Annotated in this window: 12 protein-coding genes and 1 tRNA gene; 10 read left to right on the top strand and 3 right to left on the bottom strand. The window is 51.7% G+C overall.

Annotated elements, in window-relative coordinates; genetic code table 11:
- Window positions 1-109: 109 nt before the first annotated feature.
- The 6 genes from JYE49_RS07185 (at window position 110) to JYE49_RS07160 (ending at window position 5,167) form a co-directional block, all read left to right on the top strand.
- Window positions 110-424, top strand: a complete 315-nt coding sequence (locus JYE49_RS07185) for a hypothetical protein (protein WP_093958150.1) — start codon at window positions 110-112, stop codon at window positions 422-424.
- Window positions 421-948 carry a DUF4860 domain-containing protein gene (locus tag JYE49_RS07180; protein ID WP_093958149.1) on the top strand — a complete coding sequence of 176 codons (528 nt, stop codon included), beginning with the start codon at window positions 421-423 and terminating at the stop codon, window positions 946-948. Before JYE49_RS07185 ends, JYE49_RS07180 begins: the two co-directional genes overlap by 4 nt.
- Entirely contained in the window at window positions 945-1,346 is a 402-nt protein-coding gene (locus JYE49_RS07175) for a hypothetical protein (RefSeq protein WP_093958148.1), read from the top strand. Before JYE49_RS07180 ends, JYE49_RS07175 begins: the two co-directional genes overlap by 4 nt.
- The gene (locus JYE49_RS07170; protein WP_093958147.1) at window positions 1,343-1,783 is read left to right on the top strand and encodes a hypothetical protein; all 441 of its coding nucleotides are present in this window, start codon (window positions 1,343-1,345) and stop codon (window positions 1,781-1,783) included. Before JYE49_RS07175 ends, JYE49_RS07170 begins: the two co-directional genes overlap by 4 nt.
- On the top strand, window positions 1,777-2,847 hold the full coding sequence (locus JYE49_RS07165) for a type IV pilus twitching motility protein PilT (protein WP_093958146.1): 1,071 nt from the start codon (window positions 1,777-1,779) through the stop codon (window positions 2,845-2,847). Before JYE49_RS07170 ends, JYE49_RS07165 begins: the two co-directional genes overlap by 7 nt.
- 391 nt (window positions 2,848-3,238) lie before the next feature.
- The gene (locus JYE49_RS07160) at window positions 3,239-5,167 is read left to right on the top strand and encodes a GGDEF domain-containing protein (protein WP_179217416.1); all 1,929 of its coding nucleotides are present in this window, start codon (window positions 3,239-3,241) and stop codon (window positions 5,165-5,167) included.
- A gap of 58 nt (window positions 5,168-5,225) precedes the next feature.
- On the opposite strand, the gene JYE49_RS07155 is transcribed toward JYE49_RS07160, so the two are convergent.
- Window positions 5,226-7,319, bottom strand: a complete 2,094-nt coding sequence (locus JYE49_RS07155; RefSeq protein ID WP_093958144.1) for an alpha-glycosidase — start codon at window positions 7,317-7,319, stop codon at window positions 5,226-5,228.
- 158 nt (window positions 7,320-7,477) lie between these two features.
- On the opposite strand from JYE49_RS07155, the gene JYE49_RS07150 reads away from it, so the two are divergent.
- The 3 genes from JYE49_RS07150 (at window position 7,478) to JYE49_RS07140 (ending at window position 10,112) form a co-directional block, all read left to right on the top strand.
- A tRNA-Arg gene (locus tag JYE49_RS07150) sits at window positions 7,478-7,554 on the top strand.
- A 278-nt stretch (window positions 7,555-7,832) separates the two neighbouring features.
- Window positions 7,833-8,630 (top strand): metallophosphoesterase, encoded by a 798-nt coding sequence (locus tag JYE49_RS07145; protein WP_093958143.1) that lies wholly within the window; start codon window positions 7,833-7,835, stop codon window positions 8,628-8,630.
- Window positions 8,631-9,128: 498 nt separating this feature from the next.
- Window positions 9,129-10,112 (top strand): LacI family DNA-binding transcriptional regulator, encoded by a 984-nt coding sequence (locus JYE49_RS07140; protein WP_179217414.1) that lies wholly within the window; start codon window positions 9,129-9,131, stop codon window positions 10,110-10,112.
- A gap of 84 nt (window positions 10,113-10,196) precedes the next feature.
- On the opposite strand, the gene JYE49_RS07135 is transcribed toward JYE49_RS07140, so the two are convergent.
- Together JYE49_RS07135 and JYE49_RS07130 are read right to left on the bottom strand one after the other, a co-directional pair.
- A complete protein-coding gene (locus JYE49_RS07135) occupies window positions 10,197-10,379 on the bottom strand; it encodes a hypothetical protein (protein ID WP_143754538.1) in 183 nt (60 codons plus the stop codon).
- Window positions 10,380-10,396: 17 nt separating this feature from the next.
- Window positions 10,397-11,779, bottom strand: a complete 1,383-nt coding sequence (locus JYE49_RS07130; protein WP_283399447.1) for an MATE family efflux transporter — start codon at window positions 11,777-11,779, stop codon at window positions 10,397-10,399.
- 226 nt (window positions 11,780-12,005) lie between these two features.
- Here JYE49_RS07130 and sfsA point away from each other — a divergent pair, with 226 nt between their 5' ends.
- Window positions 12,006-12,659 (top strand): DNA/RNA nuclease SfsA, encoded by a 654-nt coding sequence (gene sfsA / locus JYE49_RS07125; protein WP_093958140.1) that lies wholly within the window; start codon window positions 12,006-12,008, stop codon window positions 12,657-12,659.
- Window positions 12,660-12,711 lie beyond the last annotated feature (52 nt).

Raw genomic sequence — 12,711 nt, 5'->3', positions numbered from 1 at the left:
CATTGGGCTCTATGAAGAATGAAAGATGAAAAATGAAGAATTGAATGAGTGTGCGTTCAATGTTCATTTGTGATGTGCAAAACAAGAAAAGCGGGGAGGAGGGAAGAAGATGAAAATGAATAAAAAAGATGTTGCATCCATTGCCATTTTCATTGTCCTGATCCTTTCCTTTGTCCTGCTGATTAACAGTATTACAACCAAAAACAACGGACGGGAACTTCAGATTGTACGGGACGCCGTGAAAAACGCGGCGCTGACCTGCTATGCCGTGGAAGGCGTCTATCCGGACGATCTCGACTATCTGCGGGAGCATTATCACCTGTCCTACAACGAAGAAAAATACCACGTGTTCTATGAGCCCCTGGCATCCAACCTGATGCCTTCCATTAAGGTTGCAGAGAGGGGAGGGAAAATGGACAAGTGAGTAAGCCTGTTGTTTCCCGTTCTCCCCGAATTATCCAGAGCGTATTTGTTCTGCTGCTCCTGTCCCTGTTCGCCTGTCTGAGTGCCTTCCTGGTAACCATGGGAGCCCAGATTTATAAGAACACAGTGGACAGCGCTGAAGAAAACAATCATTCCCGGATCGCTTCTGCGGTGATCCGCAGCGCTGTATGGGCTGAAGACGGCGGAGACATACAGATTGAGCAGATGAGTGAGGATATCACTGCCCTGTCTGTAGTTAATGAATATGACGGCGTGAAGTACTATAAGAGACTGTACTGCGCAATGGATTCAGATCCCCTTGACGGGGAACCCCGTTCCTTCCTGTGGGAAAGCTATAACAGTGAAGGCGTTGAATTCAAACCTGAAAACGGCGAGTCTCTGTGTGAACTGAACGGTTTTGTGCCTTCCATAGAAAACAATATGCTGACGGTGGAGCTTGAAACACCAGCCGGTACGAAGAGCACCATCCGGATGGCATTGCGGACGGGAGGTGCAGTGAAATGAAAAGCAGAAGCCGCTCCAATACATTGCTGATCGAACTGCTGCTTGTGATTTTTTTCTTCATGTGCTCCGCAGGAATTCTGGTGCAGATCTTTGCCAGCGCGAAGCTGAAGAGCAGGACGGCTCACATAATCAATGCCTCCATGCTGGAGGCGGAAAACATCGCAGAGGATCTGTATGCCTCGGATGATCCCGATGCCGTACTTGCGTCTTATGGATTTACAGCCAGGGATGGCAGCTGGGAGCTTCAGAAGGATGGATATCTGCTGAAGGTGGTTCCCCAAAGTGAAGAGACCGAATCCGGAACGCTCCGATCCTATGAAATCACAGGTGTTCAGGGAGAAAAGACGCTGATCACTCTGCCTTCCACCCGGTTTATTCCCAGGGAGGTGAGCCAGTGAACAAGCGTAAAATAGCCCTGGGACCAGGCGCTGCGTCCCTGATCCTGATCGTGGTGGTGCTTTCCCTGTGCATGCTTGCCATGCTGACACAGATTGCCGCGAAGAACGATTATAATCTCTGCACCAGAAGTGCTGAAATGGTACAGAAGGTTTATGAACTGAATGCGCAAAGCGAACAGAATTTCGCAAAGCTGGACAGCGTGCTGGTATCCGCACGGAAGGAAGCGATGGATATGCAGGCGTATCTGGATAAAGTAAAGGAACTGCTGCCGGAAGGCATGGCACTGGATGAAGACCGGGTCACCTGGACCGAACCCCTGGACAACCGCAACCTTGAGTGTATCGTACAGCTGCTTCCCATTGAGGATACGCAGCGGGCCAAATGGATCTCTCATAAGCTGGCAGTTGAAGAGCCGGAGGATGATTGGGAATGGTAGAAACGCTCGATGATATCCTGAGAAAAGCATTGGAATATCATGGATCCGACGTGTTTGTTGTGCCCGGATCCCATATCATGACAAAATCACACGGCAAGATGATCCCGATCTCTGAAGAGAAGGCCTTGCCGAATGATATTGCTGTGCTGGTGGGAAGAGCATACGAGCTGGCACGGCGGGAACAGGATACGCTCATCAACGAGGGCGATGATGACTTTTCATTCGCTGTACGTGACCTGAGCCGTTTCCGCTGCAATACGTATCGTCAAAGGGGCTCCCTTGCGATGACCTGCCGTGTTGTTGCGTTCGGCGTTCCGGATCCGAAAACCTATAATATTCCAGACGTGGTTATGCGGCTTGCTGATCTGCGGAGCGGCATGGTTCTTGTGACGGGGCCGGCAGGCAACGGTAAAAGTACTACGCTGGCCTGCCTGGTAGACCAGATTAACGCAACCCGCAGCGGCCATATAATTACTATTGAAGACCCCATCGAGTATTTGCACCCGCACAAGCAATGCATCGTCAGCCAGAGGGAAGTTCCCGGAGACGCATCGAGCTTTGCCCGTGCACTGCGTGCCGCCCTGCGCCAGGCACCGGACGTGATCATGCTCGGTGAAATGCGTGACATAGAAACCATATCCACTGCCATTACGGCGGCGGAAACCGGCCATCTGCTGCTGTCCTCCCTGCATACGCTGGGCGCGGCAAAGACGATTGACCGTGTGATTGACGCTTTCCCTGCCAACCAGCAGAACCAGATCCGGGCACAGCTTTCCATGGTGCTCCGTGCGGTTGTATCCCAGCGGCTGATCCTGACGAAGGACGGAACGCTGCATCCGGTATTTGAGGTCATGTGCGTCAATCCGGCTATCCAGAACCTGATCCGCGAAGGAAAGACGCATCAGATTGATAACGCGATCTTCGGCGGCGGTGCGGATATGCTGTCCATGGATACTGAACTGGCAAAACTGCTCAGGGATGGCAAGATCGACAAGGAGCAGGCTTCCCTGTACGCTATTCATCCTGAAACGGTAGAACGCCAGGCACGATTCATGAAGAACTGAATGACCGATAAACAGGCATCCGGTATCATACCGGATGCTTTTTTTGTGGGGGAAATCGCATAGTTACATAAAAGTTACAAGAAAAACAAATAAAAATCCGTATCACGTAATTTACATATCATCGAAATGTGTTATAATATATGCAGAGAAAGTGAGAACGTGCATCCGATAACAAAAAAGAGTTACTTAGAACACAGACATACAGAAGAAAAACGCATAAAGCGGAAAGAAAAAACGAAATGCTGTAACCAGACGATTTCGCAACATATTTCCTACACGCAATCAGACGCATATTCAATATAAAAAGGCACCAGCTGACTGATTCCCGGTTTCATATCAACAATATGAATCCGGGACGGTACAGTATATGTGCACGGAACGAGGTGGAAAGATGATAGCCGGCAAAAGAAAGACCATCGGAGTCTTCCTTTGCAAAGCCTATACGGTTTTTGACAATGCGGTATATCATGCCCTGGAGGAGGAAGCACACAGGCTTAACTATGACGTGATTATATTCACGACGGTTGGCTTTTTCTCAAGCCAGAATGAGTATGACAGCCAGGAAAGGGGAATGTTCTCCTTTGCTCCCATAGAACAGCTGGATGGAATCATTGTTGCACCTGACACTTACGAGATCGAAGGATTCAGGGATCAGCTTTATGAGGAACTGAAGAGAAGAGCGAAATGCCCCATTGTTTCAATCCGACATCAGGAAGACGAATACGACTGTGTGTATACGGACGAAAACCTGGCAATCCGCCCGCTGATGAAGCATCTGCTGGAGGATCACGGACTGAAGCGGGTGGTGTTCCTTGCCGGATATGAAGGACATCCGGACGGAGAAAAACGGCTGCAGGTTTACAAAGAGGAAATGGCCTTGCATGGACTGCCTGTAGATGAGGAGAAGGATATTGCCCACGGGACCATGTGGCTGAACTGCGGAGACATGGCCTATGAAGCCTTTTTCTCCGATCCTGAACGCCGCCCGGAAGCGGTGGTATGCGCCAATGACTTCATGGCAATCGGCCTGATGCGGACGCTGAAGAAGCATGGACTGAGAATTCCGGAGGACGTTATCGTTACAGGCTTTGATAACGTGCAGAACTTTGCGCTCAATGAGCCGATGCTGACAACTGTTGAACAGAATTTTGAAGAGATGGCTTCCAAAGCCATGGAGGAACTGGACAGGCAGATCCGCGGTGAATACGGTGAAAACGGGAAGAAAGAAATAAAGCGGATTGCCATTGGCGGGCAGCTGATCCTTGGGGAAAGCTGCGGCTGCGGCGGACGCGGGGAAGACTTCTACGTCAAAACCAGCATGGAACGGGCTGAACTGGTGGACAACATGAATTCCCGGGAAGTCAGCATGACTTACCTGACAATTGAGCTGAACGCCTGCGATGACCTGAAGGATCTGCACCGTGTGCTGGTGAACAAGATGGATGATACCAGGATGGTGCGGGACTATTACCTGTGTCTGTTTGAGAAAGGAAAGGACGTATACGGTGAGCCTGTTTTCGCGGAGGAACAGACGGAAAAAGCCTGCCTGGTTCATGTAATGAAGGACCGGCAGGATCACGGGATGCCGATGATTACCTTTGACCGCTGCAAGCTGCTGCCGGAGATGGCGGAACGGGCGGAAGAACCTCAGGTGCTGTACCTGGTCCTGCTGCACCAGAGAGAAAAGGCATATGGTTATGCCCTGTTCCACTATCAGCCCGGGGAAGTGCCCACAAACTTCTTCCAGCACTGGAATATCATCCTTTCCGGCGCGCTGAGCAATATGCATAAGCGTGATGAGCTGAAGGTGCTGTATGAGGAAAGAAGACTGAGCAGCATCACGGACGTGATGACGCGGCTGCTGAACAGGCGTGGCCTGGAAGAGCAGCTGTCGCCAATCTGGCAGCGGCTGTGTGCCATGGGGGAAAGCGCGGCCTTTATCAGTTTTGATATGGACCGGCTGAAGCAGATCAATGATACCTTCGGACACCAGGCGGGGGACTATGCTATTCGCCTGACGGGTGACGCGATCCGCAGGGCTGCCCCAAAGGACGCTATCCTGGCCCGTATGGGCGGTGATGAATTCCTGGCGGTGATGCCCAGGGCAGACGACCAGGCCGCCAAGCGGTTTATGAGAGACTTCCAGAAACAGCTGAAAGCCCTGAACAAACAGGAAGACAGGGCATTCAATGTGGAGGCCAGCTGCGGAGCAGTGGTTATCCATATGAACGGCTTGTCCACCATTGAGGAATGCATCCAGAGAAGCGACGAGGAATTGTACCGCCAGAAAGAAAAAAGGCACACCGAAAGATATGAGTAATATCCGGTGTGCAAAAAGCAGGGGGATCGGAACTTGTTCCGATCCCCATATTATTTAATCAGTTTTCGCTGCCTTCAATCACCGCGTTGCTCAGGACAATGGATGAGAACGGGGGAAGATTGAAGGTAAGAACGCCATCCGTGACGATGCCCCAGACTTCGTTGCTTGCCAGATGCCCGTCCTGGGTGGTCTGGATGCAGCAACGGAAGGTTTCTCCCTCCGGCGCTCCGGCATCCCGGACATGAAGCCTGAAGTCGGTCAGGTTTCCGGTATTGTTTACAGCGATTATACAACGTGTATCACTGTTGAACCGGGCGTAGGCGATCCGGCCGTAATCCGCCAGCAGCGGCTTGATGGAACCGGTCTTCAGCACGGGGAGGGTACGGCGCAGGCGGATCAGATCCCGGTGCAGATCAATGAGGCTCTGGTCTTCATGTCCCCAGGGATAGGTGCGGCGGTTATCCGGATCTGTCCAGCCCACCTGACCCGCTTCATCAGCGTAGTAGACGGTGGGGGCGCCGGGCCAGGTCATCTGGATTGTGACGGCTTCCCGGAAAACGCCCTTGTTGATCCCGGCTGCGGCAGCGCCGGAACCCAGGGTGGTGATCCTGCCGATCATCCGGTTGGTGCGCGTCAGGAAACGGGAATGATCATGATTGGAGAGCTCGTTCATCGCGCACATGAGGGACGGGTATTTGAACCGGGACATCTTGTCCGCCATGATCCCGAAGAAGGCGGAGCCGTTCTGGTACAGGTCATCCCGGTAAGAGTCAGAATGCTTTTCCATACCGGTGAGGAACCAGGTTACCGGCTCCATAAAGGCATCATAATTCATGATGCTGTCCCATTCACGGCCGTTCAGCCAGGCGGTGGGGTCACCGTAATGCTCCGCAACGATCAGCGCATTGGGATTGACGGCTTTGACACGATCACGGAAGGTCTGCCAGAATTTATGGTTGAATTCAGTGCTGTGCCCCAGGTCGGCTGCAACGTCCAGGCGCCAGCCGTCGATGCAATAAGGCGGAGAAAGCCATTTTTCGGCGATTTTATACACTTCTTCGCACAGGTCGGGAGAATCTTCATAATTCAGCTTAGGCAGGGTGGAATAGCCCCACCAGCCCTCATACATGGGGGTTCTGCCGTTGCCTGAATCGTTGAAGTGGAAATAGGAGCGATAGGGGCTGTGGATGCTCTGGTAGGCACCTGGCTGGAAACCGGCTTTTCCGAGATATATCCCTTCATGATCCATCCACTTATTGAAGGATCCGCAGTGATTGAATACACCGTCCAGGATAATTTTCATTCCCCGGCGGTGAAGCTCCTGGCAGAGGGTGGCAAAGAGCGCATCGCTCTTCTCCAGGTTTTCCTCACTGGTGACACGGCGAATATATTTGGGCGCATAACCGTTATGCTTTTCCCAGGCCTGCATGACATGATCCATATCGTCGGTAATCACGCCAAAATGGGGATCAATATGTTCATAGTCCTGGCAATCGTACTTATGGCTGGAAGGGGAAACGAAGACAGGATTGAGGTAAAGGACCTCAATTCCCAGATCCTGCAGGTAATCCAGTTTATCGATAATCCCCTGAAGATCGCCGCCGTAGAAACAGCGGATATCCGTATCACCGGGCAGGGCATCCCAGTCAGCAATATGCTTTGAGTGGCCAACGGTGTAATAGTACTCATTGTCCACAACATCGTTGGAGGGGTCTCCGTTGCAGAAACGATCCGGGAAGATCTGGTACTGAACGGCGCCCTTGGCCCAGTCGGGGACATGAAAACCGGGAATGAAACGGAAGGCATATGCCGGGTTATAATCCGGTACATGATGCTCATCAGCGCGGACACCGCTTTTGTCAAAAGCGATTTTAGTACCGTCCGGGCATTCAATCAGGAAACGGTAGATAACCTCATTTTCGTTGCAGATGATACCGGCTTCATAATAATCAAAAAAGTCATCACTTTTGATCTTGTACATCATTGTGCCGACAGTGATGGACTCAAAAAGCAGAATAACACGTTCCGCACTGTCCTTGGCGACCCGCAGACGGATCCGTACAGAATCCCCGCAATCCGGTTCCGAAGGGAAGCGGTAATCCGGAGACTCGTCACTGAAGACGGCGGAAAGGATGGAATGACTGACAGCCATGAAAAACCTCCTGAAAGTTCAATCAACCTTTATATTATAACCAAAAGAGGGAACAGTTACAAGAAAACAGAGAATGATATTACATGCAAAGGTGCAAAAAAACGTTGACAGTGCAAAAACATTGTGATATTATACTTTAGCTGTCACGGACAGCATGTGGGCTCGTAGCTCAGCTGGATAGAGTGTTTGACTACGAATCAAAAGGTCGTGGGTTCGAATCCCGCCGGGCTCACCAAAGAAAAATACCACCCTTCATGGGTGGTATTTTTCTTTGGTTTTAGTCCGGCAGGGATCCGAACGCACGACCGTAGGGAGTGGGGGAATGATCCGAGTGGTGCCCCAGTGGGGCATTCGCCGAAGGCGAAAACGAGGTGAGTGAGTCAAGCGAAACAAGCAGCGGTTTGCAGCGGAAGCAAGAACCGCTGCGCCGATTGAGCTTGCGGAGGAATCCCGCCGGGCTCCCACCCGCCTCAAGCCGCTTCCCCTTGTCCTGTTGGCTTGTTTTGTGCGCGTATGTGTGATAGTATTCATAAACGCGTTATGAACGCGGCGATACCAGAACGATTGGAAAGACTGGAACACACAATGCTTTTTGCGACTTCGGACTTACATGGATTTCCTCTGGACAAATTCCTTAAAATGCTTGAGAAGGCGGGCTTCTCGTCATCAGATCATCTGTATGTAATCGGGGATGTGATTGACCGCTTTGGCGATGGTGGAATCGCCATGCTGCGCTGGATGATGCGGCAGGAAAACGTGACATTCATCAAGGGAAACCACGAGGATATGCTGCTGAAATGCGATTTCCTGTTTACCAGGGATGAGAGCCAGGCAGAGGAAGAATCACTGACGTCGGAGCAGGAACGCGCTTTGAAACACTGGAACCGGAACGGCAGTTCTATCACCATAGAAAACATGATGAAACTGAAGGAAAAAGATCCGGAAGAGCTGAACAGGCTGCTGGACTATATCCGGTCAGCATCGGTTTACGTAGAAACAGCTGTGCCAATGAAGCGCTTTGTGCTGGTGCACGGGGGACTGAAGGATTTCGCACCGGAGAAAAGAATGGATGAATACGATGCGTTTGAACTGATGTGGACGCGTCCGGTCCTGGAAGACAGATACTGGGATAACAAGCTGGTCATTATCGGTCATACGCCGACGCATGAGTATGGTGTGGGTGCAGACGGTCAGATGCTTGTGACGAAAACCTGGGTGGATATTGATACCGGAGCGGCAGACGGAGGAAGCCCCATGCTGTTGCGGCTGGATGATACGCATCCGTTTTACACAGAATACAGAAACGAATAAAGCAGAAAAGCTCTCCCTTGTGGAGAGCTTTTTCTGTTGGTTTGAGCCCGGCAGGGATCCGAACCACACGACCGTAGGGAGTGGCAAAGGAGCCGAATGTCAGCACTGTGTGCTGTCCGGCGAAGCCGGAAGTGAGGCGAGTTTGTTAGCGCAAAAGGGAGAACGGAACCCGCTCCAAGGGTTTCGGGCGACCATTGAGCGAACGGAATTCGAATCCCGCCAGGCACCAACAAGACAAAATAATCGTCCCCTTGTCTTGTGATGCAGGTCCCGGAATGGATCAATGGTTTATTACCGAAGGATAACGCAGAACAGCACATTCCGGTTTGTCCGGCTGATGTTAACCCGGAAAACCGAAAGTGAATCATTCCATTGAATAAAGAACAAAAACTATCCATTGAGTATGACTATGTAATCGTTGACACGATTAACAAGCTTGGTTTACAATAAACAATGGCAGAAAACGATTACAATCTAGCGGAAAGAAATGGTTCGGATATGGTCAGACTGAAGGATATAGCTGAGGCATGCGGTGTTTCAATTGCGACTGTTTCACGCGCTTTAAACGGTTTAACCAATGAAGGCAAGGAAAGGACTGCGTTTATCTGCCAGACGGCAAAAGAAATGGGATATTATCCGAATGCAGCCGCCAGGACGCTGAAGACAAGCAAATCAAACAACATTGGTATCATCTATGAAGATATGATGACCCATGTGTATTTCAGCACCCTTTTCGATTCCCTCCGGCGTGAATCGGAGAAACTTGGATATGACCTGACCTTTATAGGCCGGGGTGACTTTACAGGCCAGCAGTATTATGAGAATGCCCGGCAAAGATGCCTGGACGGTGTAATTGTTGTCCAGGCGGATTTCGATGCCGCCGGAATTATGCATCTTGCAACCAGCAGCATTCCCACGGTCATTGTTGACCACACCTATGAAGGCGTTGATTGTGTGACCAGTGATAACCGGGCCAGTATGGAACAGATTGTCCGCTATGTATACCTGCATGGGCACCGGAAAATTGCCATTATCCAGGGTCAGAAGGGAATGGTCAGTCGTGAGCGCCTGGCCGGTTTCTATAAAGCATGTGTTGAATTGGGCGTCAGGGTTCCGGTGGAATATGTTCGTGAAGGACTTTTCCAGAACGCTGTGGCTTGCACGGAGGATATCCTTGAGCTGATGAAACTTCCGGACCGGCCTACCTGCGTCCTTTGTCCGGATGATGGGAGCGCTGTGGGCGCGATGGCGCGGCTGCATGCGAAGGGCATCAAGGTGCCGGAAGATATTGCCCTGGTTGGATATGACGGAACACTTATGAGCCAGATTATTACCCCACGTCTGACAACATTCAGCCAGGATTGCACAAGGATTGCCCAGGAAGTATTCAGCATGCTGATTGACGCGATAGAGTATCCGGATACCCACATACCGAAGCAGGTCACCGTAGTCGGAAAAATCATCGAAGGTGAAACGGTGTAAGCAAGATAAGGCATTACCACGAAACTGCACACAAAAGACCTCTGTTTCAACAGAAACAGAGGCCTTTTTTCGGCTTCAGACGGTTTATTCCTCTTCCGGAGTTATTCCCATCTTCTTTGTCAGGTCACCCAGGGATTTATCATACTGGGCCTTTGTAATGGCTCCGTTATTCAGGAACGTGTCCAGGGTTTGCTTCTGGCTGAGATACAGCTTCCTGAGCTGCACCCTGCGGGTTTCAGGATCTGTATTCCGGTTGGATGAATCCATATGCGCAACCTCCATTGCTATTTCCGGCTGATGAAGGGATCCCAGCGGCCGGTGAGATAATGCCAGAAAAAGAAGACAAAAAGCAGCATGTTATGGCCGATCATACAGCCCCAGGCTGCAATCAGCCCCAGGCCCAGAAGCTGCGTGCAAACAAAGGTTCCGGCAATCCGGACAGCCCACATGCAGATAACGTTGTAAACAAAGGGTGCTGTAGTTTTTCCGACACCCTGCATCAGGCCTTCCACGACGATCGGAACACCGTAGAACGGTTCGGAGACTGCAACCATCCGCAGGACGGTGGTTCCCAGACGGACTACATTCTCATCCGCACTGAACAGGCGAACCAGAGGCTCCGCAAACAGGAAGAGCAGGCCGCCGGAGACGATCATCAGACCTACCTCGAGCGGCAGAATTGTACTTCCCAGACGTTTCAGCCTGTCATGATCCTTTGCACCATAAGCGTTTCCGCTTAAGGTGGCCGCGGCTGTCTGCATACCCCAACCGGGAATATAGAAGGCGCTCTCAACCGTGTTTGCGATGGTATGGGCCGCAGTGGAGATTCCGCCGAGGGCATTGATCATGGAGGCGAAAACCACATAGCCGAAGGAAGTGGCGAAGCGCTGGGCCAGATTCGGAAGGGCAACCCGGAAGCAGGGACGCAGGATCACCGGATCAGGCCGGAAGGACTGGCCGATCGGTGAGATAGAGGGATGCTTCCATAAGGCCCGCGTCATGGCCAGGCCGCCATAGACAAAGGAAGCAGCGCTGGCCAGAGCAGCGCCCTTCACGCCGAGACCGGCGCCCGGGAAGGGAATGGACAGATTCAGGACGGATAATGTACGGGAAGGATAAATCAGCAGGATGTTCAGCACTACATTGATGCCGTTCACAATCAGGCCGATCCGCATCGGCGTCCGGGTGTCTCCGGCGGAACGAAGGACGGTTCCGAGCAGAATGGATGCTGTCCTGAAAAGCATAGGGATATAGATGATCAGGAAGTATTCAGAGGCAAGATCGCGGATGGCGGGATCCACCTGCATCCAGGCCGGTACATAACCGGCAGCCATGACCGTCAGGAGGGTCAGCAGTGAACCAAGCAGCAGGGTAATGGTACAGGCCTGGGCACTGGCTTTTCTGGCTTCATCCGGCCTGCCGGCACCGATCTTCCTGGCGATAAAGGCGAGGAAACCGATTCCAACAGCGGAAACGACACTGCCGATTAACCAGTTTACCGTGCCTGTAGCACCTACGGCAGCTGTGGCCTGGGTGCCCAGGGAACCAACCATTGCCGTATCGATATACTGGACAGCTGTCTGAGTCAGCTGTTCCAGCATTGTTGGCCAGGCCAGGGTGAAGACCGTACCAAGCATGGACCGGTCAAATCTGCTTCTTTCCCGCACTTGTTTCTGACGACTCCTCTTCGAGATAAACAGCCGGTCCGGGCCTGAAGTAAAACCTTTCCGGCAGGCAAACGACTGATTGCAACGGTCATTCTATCATGCTTTTACAGGATGTCAACAGACGGGATAAAGCCCCTTTGTCAGACGGCTTGCACTATGAATAAAAACAATGTTATGATTCGATCGCGGAGAACTATCCGAAGACTGAATTGAGAGATAAAAACGTATGAGATACAGCAATATTACAAAGGGAACTTTCCTGGACAGGCCGAACAGGTTTATTGCCCATGTGGAGATGGACGGCCGCAGGGAGACGGTACACGTCAAGAATACGGGACGGTGCAGGGAACTGCTCCTACCCGGGGCGGAGGTCTGGCTGACCGCACCGGGAACGGAAGGACGAAAGACAAAGTATGACCTGGTGACCGTCCGCAAAGAGAACGGCATGCTGGTCAACATTGACAGCCAGGCACCGAATGCTGTCGTGCGGGAATGGCTGGAACGTCAGGGGTATGACGTCATCATTCCCGAATACACCTACGGTGATTCGAGAATCGACTTCTATCTGGAACGGGACATGGAAAAGACACTAATGGAAGTCAAGGGCTGTACACTGGAAATAGACGGAATCGGCTATTTTCCTGACGCTCCGACGGATCGTGGCGTCAAACACCTCCGGGAACTGGCAAAGGCCGTGAAGAACGGGTACAGGACAGTGATTGCTTTTGCAATCCAGATGGACGGAATTACGGAAGTGAGGCCGAATATACAGACACACCCGGAGTTTGGCAGTGCAATGCAGGAAGCGGCGGACGCGGGAGTGGAAATTCTTTTCCTTCCATGCCATGTGGAAACCGATCAATTATCAATCATCAAGTAATTGAAATCCGCCTGTCTTCACAGACAGGCGGTTCCTTTTGAACGAGTGTTTT

It is taken from the genome of Aristaeella hokkaidonensis (genome assembly GCF_018128945.1).
Lineage (GTDB): Bacteria > Bacillota > Clostridia > Christensenellales > Aristaeellaceae > Aristaeella > Aristaeella hokkaidonensis.
Note: the sequence above shows the minus strand (reverse complement) of the source record. Positions and strands in the feature narration are given on the sequence as shown.

Coding starts and splice junctions, on each gene's coding strand:
- JYE49_RS07185 (WP_093958150.1), top strand. CDS start 110: ATGAAAATGAATAAAAAAGATGTTGCATCCATTGCCATTTTCATTGTC.
- JYE49_RS07175 (WP_093958148.1), top strand. CDS start 945: ATGAAAAGCAGAAGCCGCTCCAATACATTGCTGATCGAACTGCTGCTT.
- JYE49_RS07165 (WP_093958146.1), top strand. CDS start 1,777: ATGGTAGAAACGCTCGATGATATCCTGAGAAAAGCATTGGAATATCAT.
- JYE49_RS07160 (WP_179217416.1), top strand. CDS start 3,239: ATGATAGCCGGCAAAAGAAAGACCATCGGAGTCTTCCTTTGCAAAGCC.
- JYE49_RS07155 (WP_093958144.1), bottom strand. CDS start 7,319: ATGGCTGTCAGTCATTCCATCCTTTCCGCCGTCTTCAGTGACGAGTCT.
- JYE49_RS07145 (WP_093958143.1), top strand. CDS start 7,833: ATGTGTGATAGTATTCATAAACGCGTTATGAACGCGGCGATACCAGAA.
- JYE49_RS07140 (WP_179217414.1), top strand. CDS start 9,129: ATGGTCAGACTGAAGGATATAGCTGAGGCATGCGGTGTTTCAATTGCG.
- JYE49_RS07135 (WP_143754538.1), bottom strand. CDS start 10,379: ATGGATTCATCCAACCGGAATACAGATCCTGAAACCCGCAGGGTGCAG.
- sfsA (WP_093958140.1), top strand. CDS start 12,006: ATGAGATACAGCAATATTACAAAGGGAACTTTCCTGGACAGGCCGAAC.